We start from the raw sequence: 15,392 nt of genomic DNA on the forward strand, positions 1-15,392 counted from the left end.
GCGGCTCTGTCCGGGTCAGCGGGTCGCGCGGAACGTCCGGCGGTAGGTCTGGGGTGAGACGCCGATCGCCGCGTTCAGGTGCTGGCGCAGGGAGGCGCCGGTGGCGAAGCCGACCCGGGCCGCGATCTGGTCGACCGTCAGGTCGCTGGCCTCCAGCAGCTGGCGGGCCTGGGCGACGCGCTGCTGGACGATCCAGCGGCCGGGGCTGAGGCCCACCTCGTCGTGGAAGCGGCGGGCGAAGGTACGCAGGCTCATCCGGGCGTGCGCGGCGAGTTCGGAGAGGGTCAGCGGCTGGTCGAGGTGCTGCAGGGCCCAGGCCCGGGTGGCGGCGGTGGCGGCGGCCCCGGTCTCGGGGACGGGCCGCTCGATGTACTGCGCCTGGCCGCCGTCCCGGAACGGCGGCACGACACAGCGCCGGGCGACGGTGTTGGCGAGGTGGCTGCCGTGGTCCTTGCGGATCAGATGCAGGCAGACGTCGACGCCGGAGGCGGCCCCGGCCGAGGTGAGGAACGGGTGGTCGTCGACGAAGAGCACGTCGGGGTCCAGGTCGATGTGCGGGTACCTGCTGCGGAAGAGGTCGGCCACCTGCCAGTGGGTGGTGGCCCTGCGCCCGTCCAGCAGCCCGGCCGCGGCGAGCACGAACGCGCCGGTGCAGATGGACACCACCCGGGTGCCGGGCCGGATGCGGGCGAGCGCGGCCCGTACGTCGTCGGGCAGCTCGGCGGTCACGGCGGACGGCGCGACGGGGGCGACGACCACCGTGCCGGCGGTCTCCAGGGCCTCGGGACCGTGCTGCACGCCGATGGTGAAGTCGGCGTTGCTGCGCACCGGCCGGCCGTCGACGGTGCAGGTCAGCACCTCGTACCGGCCGTCGGCGGCGCCGAGGACACGGCTGGGGATGCCCAGCTCGAAGGGATAGACGCCGTCGAGCGCCAGGACCACGACCCGTTCGGTCCGCCGTTCACCACGCATGGCACGATCCTATCGAAGAGTGGCAATCATGCCATTGTCCGGGCGGGCGGAGCCCGGCAGGCTGGTTCACCATGAACGATGTGAACACGATGCGAGCCATCAGCCAGGACGTCCTCGGCGGTCCCGAGGTCCTGAAGGTCGTCGAGCGGGAACGGCCCGCCCCCCGGCCCAACGAGGTACTGGTACGGGTCCGGGCGGCCGGCGTCAATCCGACCGACTGGAAGCACCGCGCCACCGGCGGTTTCCTGGGCGAGCCGCCCTTCGTCCTGGGCTGGGACGTCTCCGGCGAGGTGGTGGAGACCGGCATCGGGGTGGCCGCCTTCCGGCCCGGCGACGAGGTCTTCGGCATGCTGCCGTACCCGTTCGGCCACGGCTCGCACGCCGAGTACGTCACCGTCCCGGCCCGCGCCCTGGCGCCGAAGCCGGCCGGGATCGACCACACCCAGGCGGGCGCGCTGCCGCTGGTCTCGCTGACCGCGTGGCAGGCGCTGGTGGAGACGGCGGACCTGCGGTCCGGGCAGCGGGTGCTGATCCACGCGGCGGCCGGCGGGGTCGGGCACGTGGCCGTGCAGATCGCCAAGGCGCGCGGCGCGTACGTGATCGGCACGGCGAGCGCCGGCAAGCACGACTTCCTGCGGGAGCTGGGCGCGGACGAGGTGATCGACTACCGGGAGACGGACTTCGCCGAGGCGGTCAAGGACGTCGACGTCGTCCTGGACACGATCGGCGGCGACACGTCCGTGCGCTCGCTGCGGGTCCTGCGTCCGGGCGGGCTGGTGGTCTCGATCCTCCCGGTCGGGTCGGACGACTTCTACGAGGAGGCCGACCGGCTCGGAGTGCGGGCGCTGCGGATGCTGGTGGACGCCGACCGCACGGGCATGCGCGCGATCGCCGAACTGGTCGAGGCGGGGCAGCTGCGCGCCACGATCGCGGGCACGTTCCCGCTGGCCGAGGCGGCCGAGGCGCACCGGCTCGGCGACACCGGCCGGACCACCGGGAAGCTGGTGCTGCTGATGGACTGAGGCGGTGCCGTCGGCCGCGTCGTCGGCGTCGTCAGCGGCCATGTCGCGCCACTTCGCTCACGACACGAAAAAACTCGGTCGCAATTCACAGACATATGTCAATCGAACATGCTGAAATTCAGTCCGCGAGGGTAACTTGCAGGGCAGGGCGCGCAGTTGTGCGCCGACTCGGGGCTGGTTGGAGGCGATGTCGTCGTGCAGCAGGAGCCTGCACCGCTCTCCCGGTATGTGCGCGTCCTCCAGGACCGTGGCCACACGGTCCTGGAGTTCCGCGGGGAGATCGACATCGTCGCGGCCGAGGAGATCGCCCCGCACCTGGACGACGCGACCGCGTCGCCCACCCCGCGGATCGTGATCGACCTCGGCCCGGTCGAGTTCTTCGACGCGTCCGGGCTGCGCCTGCTGTACCGGGCCCGCAGCCGGGTGCTCTCCCGCGGTGGACGGCTGTCCCTGGTCTGCGCCCACCCGCAGACCCTGCGGGTGCTGCGCACCGCGGGGCTGTTACGGCTGCTGCCCGCACAGCCGACCCGGGACGCCGCCCTCGACCGTCCCGAAAGCCCCGCCCGCTGAACCCGTTCACTCGCTGAACCGCGTCAGCCGCCCCGCACCCACGGTCCGGCCGCCCTCGTCACCACGAACAGGGCGCAGACCGCCGGTGCGCTCTCGCGCGCCCCGGCAAGGAGCGTAGATGGCCGACTGACCGGTCTGGGACGGCAACTGAGGGGCATTCGAACGGGTGGAGGAAGGTGGTGCGTCACCATGGCGACTTCCCTCGGTCGGATACCGGGCTGGGCGAAGGCCCTGGCCGCCGTCGTGCTGGTGCTCGTGGTGCTGCTGGCCGGGCTGCGGCTCAGCGTGCTCCCGGGACTCAGGGACGTGTTCGGCACCGAGACCCACGACCGCTCCGGTCCGGCGCTGCTCCGGTCGGTCCGGGACATCAGCCGCTACGAGGCGGCGTCCGGCAACTTCCAGGTGGTGGTGGACCTGGAGAAGGACGCCAAGTACCTGCCGGACGCGGTGCGCGGCACCCGCACCCTCTACGTGGGCGCGGGCACCGTCGACGCGTACGTCGACCTCGGCAAGCTCGGCGAGGACGACGTGACGGTGAACGAGGACCGGACGTCGGCCACGCTGCGGCTGCCGCACGCGGCGCTCGGCACGCCGGCCCTCGACCCCGAGCGCTCCTACGCCGTCTCCAAGCAGCGCGGGCTCCTCGACCGGCTCGGCGACCTGTTCTCCGACAACCCGAACGGCGAACAGGCCGTGCAGCGGCTCGCGGTGCGGCACATCGGCGAGGCGGCGAGGGAGAGCGGACTGACCGCGCGGGCCGAGAAGAACACCACGGACATGCTCGAGGGACTGCTGGGTTCCCTCGGCTTCAAGGAGGTGCGGGTGCGCTACGGCAACGGCTGAGCGGACCCCGCATCGAAGGACTTGCCGGTGGTAACCGGCTTGCCCCGTACGGCAGTTGAAGACTGGAGGACGGCATGGTACCGGGCGCCCTGCGCTCCCTGTTACCGTCGCGGCCGCGACCCGAGGAGGACAGCGGGCGCAAGCCCGCGCCCCGGCGGTTGCTCGCCGCCGGCGGCCGCGCGCTGGCGATGGTGTGCGCGTTCGTGATGATGGTGGCGTTCGCGGTGGTGCTGGCCCGGCTCACGCTGGAGCCCTCCCCCGCCTCCGAGGCGCTGACGCACAGCAACCTGCGTCCGGGCCGCTCCTTGCGGGCCTATCTGGACCAGCCCGCGCTGCGCGACGCGGTCAAGCAGGTCGGCGGCAATCTGCTGCTCGGCGTCCCCTTCGGCGTCCTCGTGCCGGTGCTCGCGCCCCGGGCGCGCGGCATCGTGCGGGTGCTGCTGCTCACCGCGTTCGTGATGCTGCTGGTGGAGCTGGCCCAGGGCTCGATGGTGACGGGGCGCGCCTTCGACATCGACGACGTCATCCTCAACACGACGGGCGCGCTGGCGGGCTATCTGCTGCTGGGACGGCGGCTGGGACGCGCGGTGCACGCACGTGGCCGGCACGATCGACGAGACACCCCCTAGTGCGGCGTCCAGGTGAACTTGTCGCCGCCCACCCAGCGCACCACGTCCGGGTCGTCCAGGTCGTGCACCGTGATGCCGAAGGCGGCGGCGGTCCTCAGGACGTCGGTGACGGTCCTGGCCTGACCGACCACTTCGCCGTCGATCTCCATGATGCGGAACGGCGGGCTGCCCGGCTGTACACCGAGCACCATGATCCGCGGGTGGGACATATGCGGGCTCGCGACTTCGGTCATGCCATAAAGCGTAGGACGGTTCCGGCCATCGGCATCCGGACGCGTCACGCGGTCAGCAGCTCCAGGACGGCCGCCTCGACGGCTCCCTGGGTCGCGGGCCGGCCGAAGTCGCCGTGCTCGCCGAGCCGGCTGAGCGTGGGCGCGATCGTACGCCCCTGCTCGAACAATTCGAACACGCGTGGGTCGATGTACGAGGACCGGCACACCGCCGGCGTGTTGCCCAGGTAGTGGCTGACCTCGCGGACGGCCCGCGCCGTCTGGCGGCGGCGGGACGCCGGGGTGCCGCGGCCGCCCTCGGCGGTGACGGCCACCGCGACGGCGGCCGGCACGGTGGCGTGCCAGGTGCGGAAGTCTTGGCGGTGATCTCGGTGCCGGACAGCCGGCGCAGGGCCTCCTCGTTCAGGTCGTCGCCGTGCAGGTCGTGCCAGGCCCCCGCTCCCAGAAGGCGAGCAGCCGCTGCCCGCCGCGCACCGGGCGGCGCAGCAGGGCGCAGACCACCGCGTGCGCCTGGTCGTCCACCAGCGCCCGCACCGTGTCCACGCCGCCCTTGGCCGGACAGCTGAACGCGATCTCGCCCCGGCCGCAGCGCACGTGCTCGCGGCGCATCGTCGTCAGGCCGTAGGTCTCGCTCTCGCGGGTGTGCCGGTCGCTGCCGATGCGGAAGAACCCGAGGTCGAGCAGGCGTACCGCGCAGGCGGTGACCCGTTCCCGGCTCAGGCCCCGGCCGGACAGGTCGGCGGTGACGCGGGTGCGCAGGCCGGGCAGGGCGGCGGCGACCTCGCGGACGTGCTCGTGCTTGGCCCTCTCCTGCCGGGCCCGGAACTCCGCGTGGTACAGGTACTGCCGGCGTCCGGCGTCGTCCGTGCCGACGGCCTGGAGGTGGCCGTCGGGCCAGGGGCAGATCCACACCTCCCGCCAGGCCGGCGGGACGGTCAGGGCGTGGACGCGGACCAGCCGTTCGGGGTCGGTGAGCGGGTCGCCGTGCTGGTCGAGGTAGTGGAAGCCGCGGCCGTGGCGGACCCGGGTGAGGCCGGGGCGGTCCCAGGAACTGCAGCACAGGCGCACGGTCTCAGGGGCGCCGCCAGTCGTCGCCGGTCAGGTGCGAGCCGGCCTGCGGGCCCATCCGGAGCATGCCGCCGTCGACGGTCCACGAGGCGCCGGTGACGTACGAGGCGTCGGGGCCGGCGAGGAAGGCGATCACGGCGGCCACCTCGCGGGCGTCGCCGGGCCTGCCCAGCGGGACGCCGGGGCGGCGTTCTTCGGTCACGTCGGTGTCCTCCTGGCCGGTCATGGGCGTGGCGATCTCGCCGGGGGCGACGGCGTTGACGGTGATGCCGTGCTCGGCGAGCTCCAGGGCCATGACCTGGGTGAGCAGTCCGAGTCCGCCCTTGGCCGCGCAGTAGGGGGCGGCGCCCACCCGCGGCTGGTGCTCGTGCACGGAGGTCACGTTGACGATCCGGCCCCCGTCGCCCTGCCGGATCATGTGCCGGGCCGCCCGCTGCCCGCACAGGAAGGGGCCGACGAGGTCGATGTCGAGGACCTCGCGGACGGTGGACAGCTCCAGGTCCAGGTACGGGGTGGCGGTGCCCGTGCCGGCGTTGTTCACCAGGACGTCGAGGCGGCCCAGCCGGTCGGCGAGCTCGTCGACGGCGTCCGCGGCGTCGGGCAGCCGGGTGAGGTCCATGTGCGCCACCTCGGCCCGCTGCCCGTGGGCGCGGACCTCCTCGGCGGTCTCCTCGGCGCCCTTCAGGTCGTGGTGCCAGGTGACGCCGACGTCCAGGCCCGCGCGGGCCAGCCGTACGGCGGTGGCCCGGCCGATGCCGGAGTCGGCGCCGGTGATGACGGCGCTCTTGGGGTGCCGTGCGGTGGGGACGGACATCGCGGCCTCCTCCGGTCGGGGACGTCGGCGTCCTGCGGTTGTCGGCAGTACCCGGGCAGGCAGGGGGCAAACCGCCTGCTCCGTGGTGCGGGGCGGCGGGGCCTGGGGAACTCTGGAGGCCTGGACGAGGAGGTGACCATGGACCCCGTCGAGGCCCTGGACCGGATCGCGTTCCTGCTGGAGCGGTCGCTGGCGCCGACGTACCGGGTGCGTGCCTTCCGTACGGCGGGCAGGGTGCTGGCGGCGCTGCCCGCGGAGGAGGTGCGGCAGCGGGCCGAGGCCGGGTCGCTGGAGTCGCTGAAGGGCGTCGGCCCGAAGACCGCCCAGGTGGTGCGGGAGGCGCTGGCCGGGCAGGTGCCGGGGTATCTGGAGCAGCTGGAGAGCGAGGCCATGGCCCCGGCGCGGCCGCGTGGCGGGGCGGAGCTGCGGGCGCTGCTGCGCGGGGACTGCCATGTGCACTCCGACTGGTCGGACGGCGGCAGCCCGATCGAGGAGATGGGGCGGGCCGCGATCGGGCTGGGGCACGACTGGGTGGCCCTCACCGACCACTCCCCGCGGCTGACGGTGGCGCGGGGCCTGTCCGCCGAGCGGCTGCGGGAGCAGCTGGACGTGGTGGCCGCGCTGAACGAGACGTGGGCGCCGTTCCGGCTGCTGACCGGGATCGAGTGCGACATCCTCGAGGACGGCTCGCTGGACCAGGAGCCGGAGCTGCTGGAGCGGCTGGACGTCGTGGTGGTGTCGGTGCACTCCAAGCTGCGCATGGACGCCCGGTCGATGACCCGCCGGATGGTGACCGCCGTACGCGATCCGCACGCGGATGTGCTGGGGCACTGTACGGGGCGGCTGGTGACCGGGCGGGGGCGGCCGGAGTCGGAGTTCGACGCGGACGCGGTGTTCACGGCGTGCGCGGAGGCGGGCACGGCGGTGGAGATCAACAGCCGCCCGGAGCGCCTGGACCCGCCGCGCCGGCTGCTGCGCCGGGCCGTGGCGGCGGGCGTGCTGTTCTCCATCGACACCGACGCGCACGCGCCGGGCCAGCTGGACTGGCAGATCAACGGGTGTGAGCGCGCGGAGGAGTGCGGGGTGCCGCCCGAGCGGGTGGTGACCGGCTGGTCGGTGGAGGAGCTGCTGGCGTGGACCCGGGAGGGGCGGGTTCCGGCGGCCTGAGTTCGGTGACTCGTTGCTCGAAGAGCGGAAGGGAACGCGGATCATGGAACGTGCGGCGGTGTTCGATGTCGACGGGACGCTCGTCGACACCAATCACCTCCATGTCACGGCCTGGTGGGAGGCTTTCCGCCAGGCGGGGCACCAGGTGCCGATGCATGCCGTGCACCGCGCGGTGGGACTGCCCTCGGGCGACCTGATCGAGCGGCTGCTGGGCGAGGACCGGGACAAGGAGCGGGACGGTGATCTGAGCACCGCCCACAAGGCGTTGTACGGGCAGTTCTTCGACCGGCTGCCCGCGCTGCGGGACGCCGGCAATCTGCTGCGGCGGCTGCACGGCGACGGCTGGAAGGTCGTCCTCGCCACCTCGGCGAGCGGCCCGGAGCTGTCCGCGCTGCGCCGCGCCCTCGACGCGGACGACGCCATCACCGCGACGGCGAGCGCGGAGGACGTCGAGGCGGGCAAGCCCTCCCCCGAGCCGGTCGAGCAGGCGCTGGAGCTGGCCGGGGTGCCGGCCGGCCGGGCGGTGTTCGTGGGCGACACGGTGTGGGACATGAAGGCCGGCAGCCGGGCCGGGGTGCGGTGCGTGGGCGTGCTGTGCGGCGGCATCCCGCGGGCCGACCTGGAGCGGGCCGGCGCGGACGCGGTGTACGTCGATCCCGCGCATCTGCTGGCGTCCCTGGCGGACAGTCCCCTGGCGGCACTGACGTGACGCACGTCACCGCCGGGGACGGCGGATGCCGGAACATACCGAAGTGGTTGCCCGTTGAACCGTCCGTGGGTGCGGATGGGACAGTGTCCCCGGGCCTCACCTTTTGCCCACAGGGACGATCGTTCGGCTGAAGCCCTGTGGAGCGTCTCGCCGAGAGGCGACCGCCATCCGCGCCCACCACCTGCCGCCCCGACCGTGATTCCCCCGTCCGGTCGGGGCTTTTTTCCTGTTCTCGTACGGGTACTCGGCCCTCCCGCGGAGCAACCGGCCGAGAGGAGCCGACAGTGAGCAGCACAGCGGGCAGCAGGGTCGTGGTGACGGGCGCCACCGGCAACGTCGGCACCAGCGTGGTGCGCCTCCTGTCGGAGGATCCGATGGTCGGCTCGGTGCGGGGGCTGGCCCGCCGGACACCGCAGTGGGCGCCGGAGAAGACGGAGTGGTCGGCGGTCGATCTGTCCTCGGACCGGGCCGACCTGGTGAGCGAGTTCCGCGGCGCGGACGCCGTCATCCATCTGGCCTGGGCGTTCCAGCCGACGCACGATCCGGCGCGGACCTGGCGGACGAACGTGCTCGGCGGCATCCGGGTCTTCGACGCGGTGGCCGCGGCCGGGGTGCGGACGCTGGTGCACGCCTCCTCGGTCGGCACCTACTCGCCGGGCCCCAAGGACCACACGGTGGACGAGTCCTGGCCGACGCACGGCTGGCCGGACGCCGCCTACTGCCGGGAGAAGGCCTATCTGGAGCGGACCCTGGACACCTTCGAGCGGGACCATCCGGACACCCGGGTGGTGCGGATGCGCCCGGCGTTCCTGTTCAAGCGGGAGTCGGCGAGCGAGCAGCGCCGGATCTTCGGCGGCCGGTTCCTGCCGGGGCCGCTGGCGCGTCCCGAGCTGCTGCCGTTCCTGCCGGACATCCCCGGACTGCGGGTGCAGGCGCTGCACACCGACGACGCCGCCGAGGCGTACCGGCTGGCCCTCTGGTCGGACGTCCGGGGCGCGTTCAACCTCGCCGCGGACCCGCCCGTGGACGCCGAGCTGCTGGGCGGGATGCTGAACACCCGGCCGGTGCGGATGCCGCGCACCGCGGCGCGTTCGGCGATCGCCGCCGCGTGGGGCCTGCGGCTGCTGCCCGCGTCCCCGCACCTGTTCGACGCGGTCCTCAGGCTGCCGCTGATGGACTGCTCCCGCGCGCATGCCGAGCTCGGCTGGCAGCCGACCCGTACGGCCACCGAGGTGCTGGAGGAGTTCCTGCAGGGCCTCCAGCAGGGGGCGGGGGCGGACACCGAACCGCTGCGCGGGCGCAAGGTCGGGTGAGCCGCCCGGCCCCCGTTCAGGCGGGCGACTCCTCCGGCCCCGGATGCTCGGAGTGCACGGTGTCGGCGCGCTGGTCGCCTCGCCGGCCGGTGCCCGCCTCGTCGGTGTCCGGGACGTCCGCGGACGCGGCGTCGTCCTCGGTGCGGTGCGTGCTCTCCGGTCCGGACGGCCCCATGGGCACGTCCCACGGGTCCTCTTCCTCGCTCACCTGCTGGTCGGGCAGGTCCCGGCCCACGGGCTCGGTGCCCCGGCCCGGCTCTTCGTCCCGGCGCTCGTCCACGACGTACTCCTCTCGGCTCGGGCTTCTCGAGCGCCACGCGAGTACCCGCCCGGCACTCGCCGGAATCCCCGCTCAGCGCGGTGCCCGCTCCTCCAGCACCGCGCGCCAGGCCGGGGCGGGGCCCTGCGGGGCGGGCTCGGGGCGGCGGCCGCCGCGGGCGAAGAAGTCGGCGAGCGGCAGGATCGCGGCGCCGACGGTGACCGCGTCCGGCCCGAGCCGTCCCAGGTCGATCGTGACCTGCTCGGCCGGGTGGCGCAGGGCGTACGCCTTGGCGTGCGCGCGTACGGCGGGCAGGAACCCGGCGCCGAGCTGGAGCCCGGCCCAGCCGCCGATCAGGATCCGCTCGGGCTGGAAGAGGTTGATCAGGTCGGACAGGCCCGCCCCCAGGTACTCGGCGGTCTCCTCCAGCACGGCGAGCGCGGCGGCGTCGGCCGTGCCGCCGTCGGCCGGGTAGGCGGCGGCGAGCATCGCGCTCAGCGAGGTCTCCTCGTCGGTGCCCTCGGGCGGCCGGCCGCCCTCCTCGCGCCAGCGCTCCAGCAGCGACTCGGCGCCTGCGTAGGCCTCCAGGCAGCCGAGCGCGCCGCAGCGGCAGCGGCGGCCCCGGACCCGTACGGTCAGATGCCCCCACTCGACGGCCCGCCCGTGCTCCACCTCGGGGGTGACCAGGCAGGCGCCGACGCCGGAGCCGAACAGCACCACGACCGCGTTGCGGGCGCCGCGTCCGCCGCCGAACCACATCTCGGCCTGGCCGAGGGTGCGGGCGCCGTTGTCGATGAACCAGCGGACGGTGTCGGGGAGCCCGGAGCCGGTGCGGAGCAGTTCCTCCAGCGGGACGGCGTCCCAGCCGATCGTCTGGCCGTGCACCACGGCGCCGCGCTCCGGGGTGCGCTCGACGATGCCGGGGACGCCTATGCCGACGCCGAGCAGCCGCTCGGGGTCGACGCCGGCGCTCTCGGTGACCTCGGCGACGCCGTCGCGGATGTGGCCGACGATCACGTCGACGTCGTAGCGCCGCTGGCCCAGGGGGCGTTCGGCGCGAGCGAGTTCGGTGAGGGCCAGGTCGAACAGCTCGATCCGCACCCGGGTCTCGCCGACGTCGACGCCGATCATGTGGGCGCTGCCGGGGGCCACGCGCAGCAGGGTGCGGGGCCGGCCGCCGTCGGAGTCGACGCTGCCGGCCTCCTCGACCAGGCCGTCCGCGACGAGGTCGGCGACCACGTTGCTGACCGAACCGGAACTGAGTCCCGTCGCCGGGCCCAGCTCGAAGCGACTGAGCGGCCCGTCGAAGTAGAGCCGTTGCAGCACCGCCGTCCGGTTGGCCCGCCTGAGGTCGCGTACCGTCCGCCCGTTCCGCTCCGCCATGTGGCTCCTCCCGAACCGTCCCCGCCTGCGCCCCCATATTACTCAACCACTTAATTAATGGGCTGAGCGAAGCGGGACGTTCCGCTTCCCGGCATGTGTCCGGTCGGTCCGGTCAGCCCGCCACGTACACGTACTCCACGTACCGCCCGTCCGCGATCAGCGTGTCGAGCCACGCGGCGGCGGCCGCCTCGTCGGCGCCCGGGGTGCGTTCCCGGTACAGGGTACGGAACGCCTCGCGCACGCCCGGGGGCATGCGGGCGCCGTCGCCGCAGACGTACACGCGGGCCCCGGCGACGAGCAGTTCCGCCACCTCGTCGGCCTCGGCGGCGATCCGGTGCCGGACGAAGGCGACGTCCCCCTCGGGGCCGCGCCGAACGCCGGGCGCAGCCGGACCGCTCCCGCCGCGTCGGCGGCGCGCAGCTCGTCGGCGTCCAGGAAGTCGGCGTCGGGGGCACTCCGTACTGCGAGGCAGGTCATAAATCGATGGCACCCCCATTCATCAGCCGCCTACCCTGAACCCCACGAAACCTAGACCCCCTAGCTTTCGGTTCGTCTACAGGAGGCACCCCGTGCGACCGCTGACCGAGAAGGACATCCGCGGTTCCTTCGTCAACTGCTCCAAGGGCGAGGCCAAGCGCCTGCCCGTCCCCCGGGACCTCGACGAACGCCCTTGGGACGATCTCGACTTCCTGGGCTGGCGGGATTCCGGAGCGCCCGACCGCAGCTATCTGGTCGTCGAGCGCGACGGGCGCCCGGTCGGCGTCACCCTGCGTTTCCCGCCCCCGCAGCGCGGTTTCCTCCAGCGCAGCATGTGCGGCCTGTGCCTGACCGGCCATCCGCGTGGCGGGGTCTCCCTGATGACCGCCCGCAAGGCGGGGGCCGCGGGCCGCGAGGGCAACTCGGTCGGCCTGTACATGTGCACGGACCTCGCCTGCTCGCTCTACGTGCGGTGCAAGAAGGTGCCGGAGAGCGGTGCCAGGTTCGAGGAGAGCCTGACGCTGGAGGAGCAGATCGCCCGCATGACCGGCAATCTGTTCGCCTTCCTGGACAAGCTGAACGCCTGAACGGACCCATGAGGGACGTTCGACGCCCACAGTGACGGGGAACAGCGCAAGGGATGCGAGATGTACGTGAGTGGCCGGGTCCTGTCGTGCGATGGGTGCAGCGGCGTCGTGACCCGGTGGTCGTCCAGGCCCTGCGCTCGACGTTCGCCGCGACCGTCGCATACGTCATCGCGCTGCGGCTGAGCCCCGAGGCGGCCCCGCTCACCGCGCCGCTGACCGCCCTGCTGGTCGTCCAGGTCACCCTCTACGCCACCCTCACCAACGGCATCCGCCGGGTGAACTCCGTCGTGGCGGGGGTGCTGGTCGCCATCGCCTTCAGCCTCCTGGTGGGTCTGACCTGGTGGAGCCTGGCGCTGGTGATCATGGTGGCGCTGGCGGTGGGCCATCTGGTGCGGGTCGACGAGTACGTGGCGGAGGTGGCGATCAGCGCGATGCTGGTCCTCGGTGTCACCGCCGTCGGGGAGTACGCGTGGGCGCGGGTCCTGGAGACGCTGATCGGCGCGGTCGTGGGGCTCGCCTGCAACGTGCTGCTCCCGCCGCCCGTGTGGGTGGGCGAGGCGGGCGAGTCGATCGAGGGGCTGGCACGCCGGATGCGGCAGCTGATGCTGCGGGTCGGCGAGGAGGCGGCGGGCCGCACCCCGGTGGAGCGGGCGGCCGAGCGGCTGCACGAGGCCCGCCGGCTGGACCACGACATCGTGCAGGTGGACGCGGCGCTGCGGCAGGCCGAGGACAGCCTGCGACTCAACCCCAGGGTGCGCGAGGGCCTGCTGCACCGGATCGTGCTGCGCACCGGCCTGGACACGCTGGAGATCTGCACGGTCGTGCTGCGGGTGATCGCGCGCTCCCTCACCGACCTGGCGAAGGAGCGGGAGCCGGAGCCGCTGTTCGAGCCGGAGACCGGCGCCGTGGTGGAGCAGCTGCTGGCCGAGATCGCGGACGCGATCGTCAGCTTCTCGGTTCTGGTCACCACCCATGTCAGCAGCAACGCGGAGTCGGCCGAGGAGCGGCTGGCCGCCGAGCTGCACAGGGCGACGGCCACTCGCGACAAGCTGGCCGACATGCTGCTGGAGGAGGTGCGCCGCGATCCCCGGCAGTGGCAGCTGCACGGCGCGGTGCTGGCCGAGGCGAACCGCATCATCGACGAACTGGACATCGAGCACCGCTCGCGCCGGCTGCTGGAGGAGCTGGACCGCAGCACCCGGGAGCAGCGCGAACGCCGGCCGTGGCTGACCCGGCTGCGGGACCGGGCGCGCATCACCCGTCGGCGGCTGCGGGACCGGCTGGCCGCGGCCCGCCGCCGCACCACATGAGACGGTGGGGCGGCAGCGGAACACCGGCCGACGAACCGAGGTGGACAATCGATGGGCTTCAGCAGGCGCCGCTTCCTGGGCACGCTCGCCGCGCTCCCCGCGGCGGCCGCCTGCTCGGCCTCGCCGGGAGCGGAGGGCGACGCGCCCGGGGGACGACCGGGCACCCCGGGCAAGGAATCCCACCGACCGTCCCCGTACCCGTCCTCGTCCCCGCCCCGACCCGGTCCCCGGCCGTTGTACCTGGGCACGTACACCTCCGCCGAGGGCGGCGGCACCGGCATCACGGTGGCCTCGTACGACCCGGCGACCGGCCGTGTGAGCGCGTCCGGCACGCTCACGGGGGTGGCCGATCCGTCGTATCTCGCCGCGCATCCGAACGGAAGCGTCGTGTACGCGGTGAGCGAGCGGGCGGACGGCGCGGTGACCGCCGTACGGCTCGCCGACCGGAAGATACTCGGCAGCCGGAGCAGCGGCGGCGCTGGCCCGTGCCATCTGTCGGTGCATCCGGGCGGCCGCTGGCTGCTCAGCGCCAATTACGCCTCGGGAAGCGTGGCCGTGCACCCGATCGACTCCTCGGGCGCGCCGGGCGAGCGCACCGGCCTCGTCACGCACTCGCGTCCCGCGCCCGGGCCGGGGCAGGACGGGCCGCACGCCCACCAGATCCTCACCAGCCCCGACAGCGGCCATGTGCTCGCCGTGGACCTCGGCACCGACACGGTGTACACGTACCGCCTCGACGAGCGGAAGGGCACGCTCACGGAGGTCGCGCGGGCCCGCACCCGGCCGGGCGCCGGTCCGCGGCACCTGACCTTCCATCCCGGCGGCCGGTACGCCTATCTGGCCAACGAGGCCGACGACACGGTCGCGGTCTGCGCCTACGACCCGGACACCGGCCGCCTGGACATCGGCGAGGGGCAGTCCACGGGCGCGGACGGCGATGTCACCAACTATCCGGCGCAGATCCTGGTCACCGCGGACGGCGCGTACGCGTTTCTCGCCAACCGCGGGCACGACAGTCTGGCCCGGTACGCGGTGGAGGACGACGGGGCGCGGCTGCGGCTGCTCGGCACGGTGCCGGTGGCGGGGGACTTCCCGCGGCAGATCGCCTTCTCGCCGGACGGGCGGCTGCTGTTCACGGCGAACCAGCGGTCCGGCACGGTCTCCGTCTTCCACGTGGACCGCGCGAGCGGCGGGCTGCGGCTCGCGGGCGAGCCGTACGCCTCACCCGTCGCCGTCTGCGCGCTGCCGCTGTAGCGTGCGCGGGCAGTTCGCGGCGCTCGCCTGGGACAGCAGCACATGCATCCGCTCGGTGAGCTGCGCGACGTCGTCGGCGGGCCGGTGGAAGGCCAGGCGTACGTCGCCGTGGGCGCGGCGGCGTTCGATGCGCAGGGTCAGCCCGTGCCGGTCGACGGCGAGCGGCTGCACCCGCAGGGCGCCGTGCAGGCTGCCCGGCTCGACGAGCCGGGTGAGCCGCTCGACGGCGTCTGGGTGGGCGTCGGCCAGGTGGGTCAGCAGCCGGGCCTCGGCCGTGGCCAGCGGGTCGGGGGCGGCCGTGGCGAACTCGTCGAGGTCGATCAGATCGAGGCCCGCGGTGCGGTGCAGCATGACGCGGCCGGCCTGGAAGACGAGGGCGCCGTCCCGGACGGTGAACCAGCCGGCGAGCGACAGCCGGGCGCGGATCCGGTTGCGCAGCGGGACGGGGGCGACGTCGGCGAACTCCAGGACGGCGGACGGCTCGCCGCGCGGCGCGCAGATCGCGGCGGCGAGCAGGGCGCTGTCGTCGGACACGTGCAGGATCACTCTGCCGTCCTCGGTCACGGTGTGCGCGCCGACCAGCTCCTCGCGGACGCCCTCCGCTGCCACCGCGCACGACCACGCGGCGGCCAGCACCGACCGGGCGCGCTCCGCCGCGGCGGGCACGGCCGCCCAGACGTGGCCGTCTTCCATCCCGTCACCCATCCGAATCCTCCTTAGGTAAGGCTCACCTAACCTATCGAAGATCGAGGTGTACGCCAACCACGCGCGGCAAAACGTGGATC

At 73.7% G+C, this 15,392-nt stretch carries 16 protein-coding genes and 2 pseudogenes; 10 read left to right on the forward strand and 8 right to left on the reverse strand.

Going from position 1 to position 15,392, the window contains the following annotated elements:
* Nucleotides 1–15: 15 nt before the first annotated feature.
* The gene (locus ACSU6L_RS02010) at nucleotides 16–972 is read right to left on the reverse strand and encodes a GlxA family transcriptional regulator (RefSeq protein WP_437052881.1); all 957 of its coding nucleotides are present in this window, start codon (nucleotides 970–972) and stop codon (nucleotides 16–18) included.
* Between the two features lie 71 nt (nucleotides 973–1,043).
* Here ACSU6L_RS02010 and ACSU6L_RS02015 point away from each other — a divergent pair, with 71 nt between their 5' ends.
* The 4 genes from ACSU6L_RS02015 to ACSU6L_RS02030 all read left to right on the forward strand — a co-directional run bounded on the left by ACSU6L_RS02015 (nucleotide 1,044) and on the right by ACSU6L_RS02030 (nucleotide 4,036).
* Complete coding sequence (locus ACSU6L_RS02015) at nucleotides 1,044–1,994, forward strand: NADP-dependent oxidoreductase (RefSeq protein ID WP_073939904.1); 951 nt, start codon at nucleotides 1,044–1,046, stop codon at nucleotides 1,992–1,994.
* Between the two features lie 195 nt (nucleotides 1,995–2,189).
* A complete protein-coding gene (locus tag ACSU6L_RS02020) occupies nucleotides 2,190–2,564 on the forward strand; it encodes an anti-sigma factor antagonist (RefSeq protein WP_437052883.1) in 375 nt (124 codons plus the stop codon).
* A gap of 189 nt (nucleotides 2,565–2,753) precedes the next feature.
* Nucleotides 2,754–3,407, forward strand: coding sequence for a DUF4230 domain-containing protein (locus tag ACSU6L_RS02025; RefSeq protein ID WP_437052885.1), 654 nt, complete (start codon nucleotides 2,754–2,756; stop codon nucleotides 3,405–3,407).
* A gap of 74 nt (nucleotides 3,408–3,481) precedes the next feature.
* Entirely contained in the window at nucleotides 3,482–4,036 is a 555-nt protein-coding gene (locus ACSU6L_RS02030) for a VanZ family protein (protein ID WP_437052887.1), read from the forward strand.
* On the opposite strand, the gene ACSU6L_RS02035 is transcribed toward ACSU6L_RS02030, so the two are convergent.
* The 3 genes and pseudogenes from ACSU6L_RS02035 to ACSU6L_RS02045 form a co-directional block, all read right to left on the reverse strand.
* Nucleotides 4,033–4,269: a hypothetical protein gene (locus tag ACSU6L_RS02035; RefSeq protein ID WP_073939908.1), complete on the reverse strand. Its 237-nt coding sequence runs from the start codon at nucleotides 4,267–4,269 to the stop codon at nucleotides 4,033–4,035. The genes ACSU6L_RS02030 and ACSU6L_RS02035 overlap by 4 nt on opposite strands.
* Before the next feature lie 44 nt (nucleotides 4,270–4,313).
* Nucleotides 4,314–5,334: pseudogene (locus tag ACSU6L_RS02040) on the reverse strand (DNA topoisomerase IB).
* A 4-nt stretch (nucleotides 5,335–5,338) separates the two neighbouring features.
* Nucleotides 5,339–6,148 (reverse strand): SDR family oxidoreductase, encoded by an 810-nt coding sequence (locus tag ACSU6L_RS02045; protein ID WP_437052889.1) that lies wholly within the window; start codon nucleotides 6,146–6,148, stop codon nucleotides 5,339–5,341.
* A 138-nt stretch (nucleotides 6,149–6,286) separates the two neighbouring features.
* On the opposite strand from ACSU6L_RS02045, the gene ACSU6L_RS02050 reads away from it, so the two are divergent.
* The 3 genes from ACSU6L_RS02050 to ACSU6L_RS02060 all read left to right on the forward strand — a co-directional run bounded on the left by ACSU6L_RS02050 (nucleotide 6,287) and on the right by ACSU6L_RS02060 (nucleotide 9,337).
* The gene (locus ACSU6L_RS02050) at nucleotides 6,287–7,315 is read left to right on the forward strand and encodes a PHP domain-containing protein (protein ID WP_437052891.1); all 1,029 of its coding nucleotides are present in this window, start codon (nucleotides 6,287–6,289) and stop codon (nucleotides 7,313–7,315) included.
* A gap of 43 nt (nucleotides 7,316–7,358) precedes the next feature.
* Nucleotides 7,359–8,024 (forward strand): HAD family hydrolase, encoded by a 666-nt coding sequence (locus ACSU6L_RS02055; protein WP_437052893.1) that lies wholly within the window; start codon nucleotides 7,359–7,361, stop codon nucleotides 8,022–8,024.
* Between the two features lie 284 nt (nucleotides 8,025–8,308).
* Nucleotides 8,309–9,337, forward strand: coding sequence for an SDR family oxidoreductase (locus ACSU6L_RS02060; RefSeq protein WP_437052895.1), 1,029 nt, complete (start codon nucleotides 8,309–8,311; stop codon nucleotides 9,335–9,337).
* A 16-nt stretch (nucleotides 9,338–9,353) separates the two neighbouring features.
* Here ACSU6L_RS02060 and ACSU6L_RS02065 read toward each other — a convergent pair whose 3' ends face one another.
* The 3 genes and pseudogenes from ACSU6L_RS02065 to ACSU6L_RS02075 form a co-directional block, all read right to left on the reverse strand.
* On the reverse strand, nucleotides 9,354–9,617 hold the full coding sequence (locus ACSU6L_RS02065; protein ID WP_437052897.1) for a hypothetical protein: 264 nt from the start codon (nucleotides 9,615–9,617) through the stop codon (nucleotides 9,354–9,356).
* 72 nt (nucleotides 9,618–9,689) lie between these two features.
* A complete protein-coding gene (locus ACSU6L_RS02070; RefSeq protein ID WP_437052899.1) occupies nucleotides 9,690–10,979 on the reverse strand; it encodes an ROK family transcriptional regulator in 1,290 nt (429 codons plus the stop codon).
* 112 nt (nucleotides 10,980–11,091) lie between these two features.
* A pseudogene (locus ACSU6L_RS02075) lies at nucleotides 11,092–11,432 on the reverse strand (reductase); the annotation flags it as partial.
* 116 nt (nucleotides 11,433–11,548) lie between these two features.
* On the opposite strand from ACSU6L_RS02075, the gene ACSU6L_RS02080 reads away from it, so the two are divergent.
* Genes ACSU6L_RS02080 through ACSU6L_RS02090 form a run of 3 tightly spaced genes read left to right on the forward strand, consistent with a single transcriptional unit; the run spans nucleotide 11,549 to nucleotide 14,607 of the window.
* Entirely contained in the window at nucleotides 11,549–12,043 is a 495-nt protein-coding gene (locus ACSU6L_RS02080; RefSeq protein ID WP_437052901.1) for an FBP domain-containing protein, read from the forward strand.
* Nucleotides 12,044–12,096: 53 nt separating this feature from the next.
* Entirely contained in the window at nucleotides 12,097–13,353 is a 1,257-nt protein-coding gene (locus tag ACSU6L_RS02085; protein ID WP_437052903.1) for an FUSC family protein, read from the forward strand.
* Between the two features lie 51 nt (nucleotides 13,354–13,404).
* Nucleotides 13,405–14,607: a lactonase family protein gene (locus tag ACSU6L_RS02090; RefSeq protein WP_437052905.1), complete on the forward strand. Its 1,203-nt coding sequence runs from the start codon at nucleotides 13,405–13,407 to the stop codon at nucleotides 14,605–14,607.
* On the opposite strand, the gene ACSU6L_RS02095 is transcribed toward ACSU6L_RS02090, so the two are convergent.
* Nucleotides 14,575–15,300, reverse strand: a complete 726-nt coding sequence (locus ACSU6L_RS02095) for a DUF2470 domain-containing protein (RefSeq protein WP_437064724.1) — start codon at nucleotides 15,298–15,300, stop codon at nucleotides 14,575–14,577. The genes ACSU6L_RS02090 and ACSU6L_RS02095 overlap by 33 nt on opposite strands.
* Nucleotides 15,301–15,392: the final 92 nt, after the last annotated feature.

The sequence above is a fragment of the Streptomyces sp. enrichment culture genome (assembly GCF_964272855.1).
Taxonomy (GTDB): domain Bacteria; phylum Actinomycetota; class Actinomycetes; order Streptomycetales; family Streptomycetaceae; genus Streptomyces.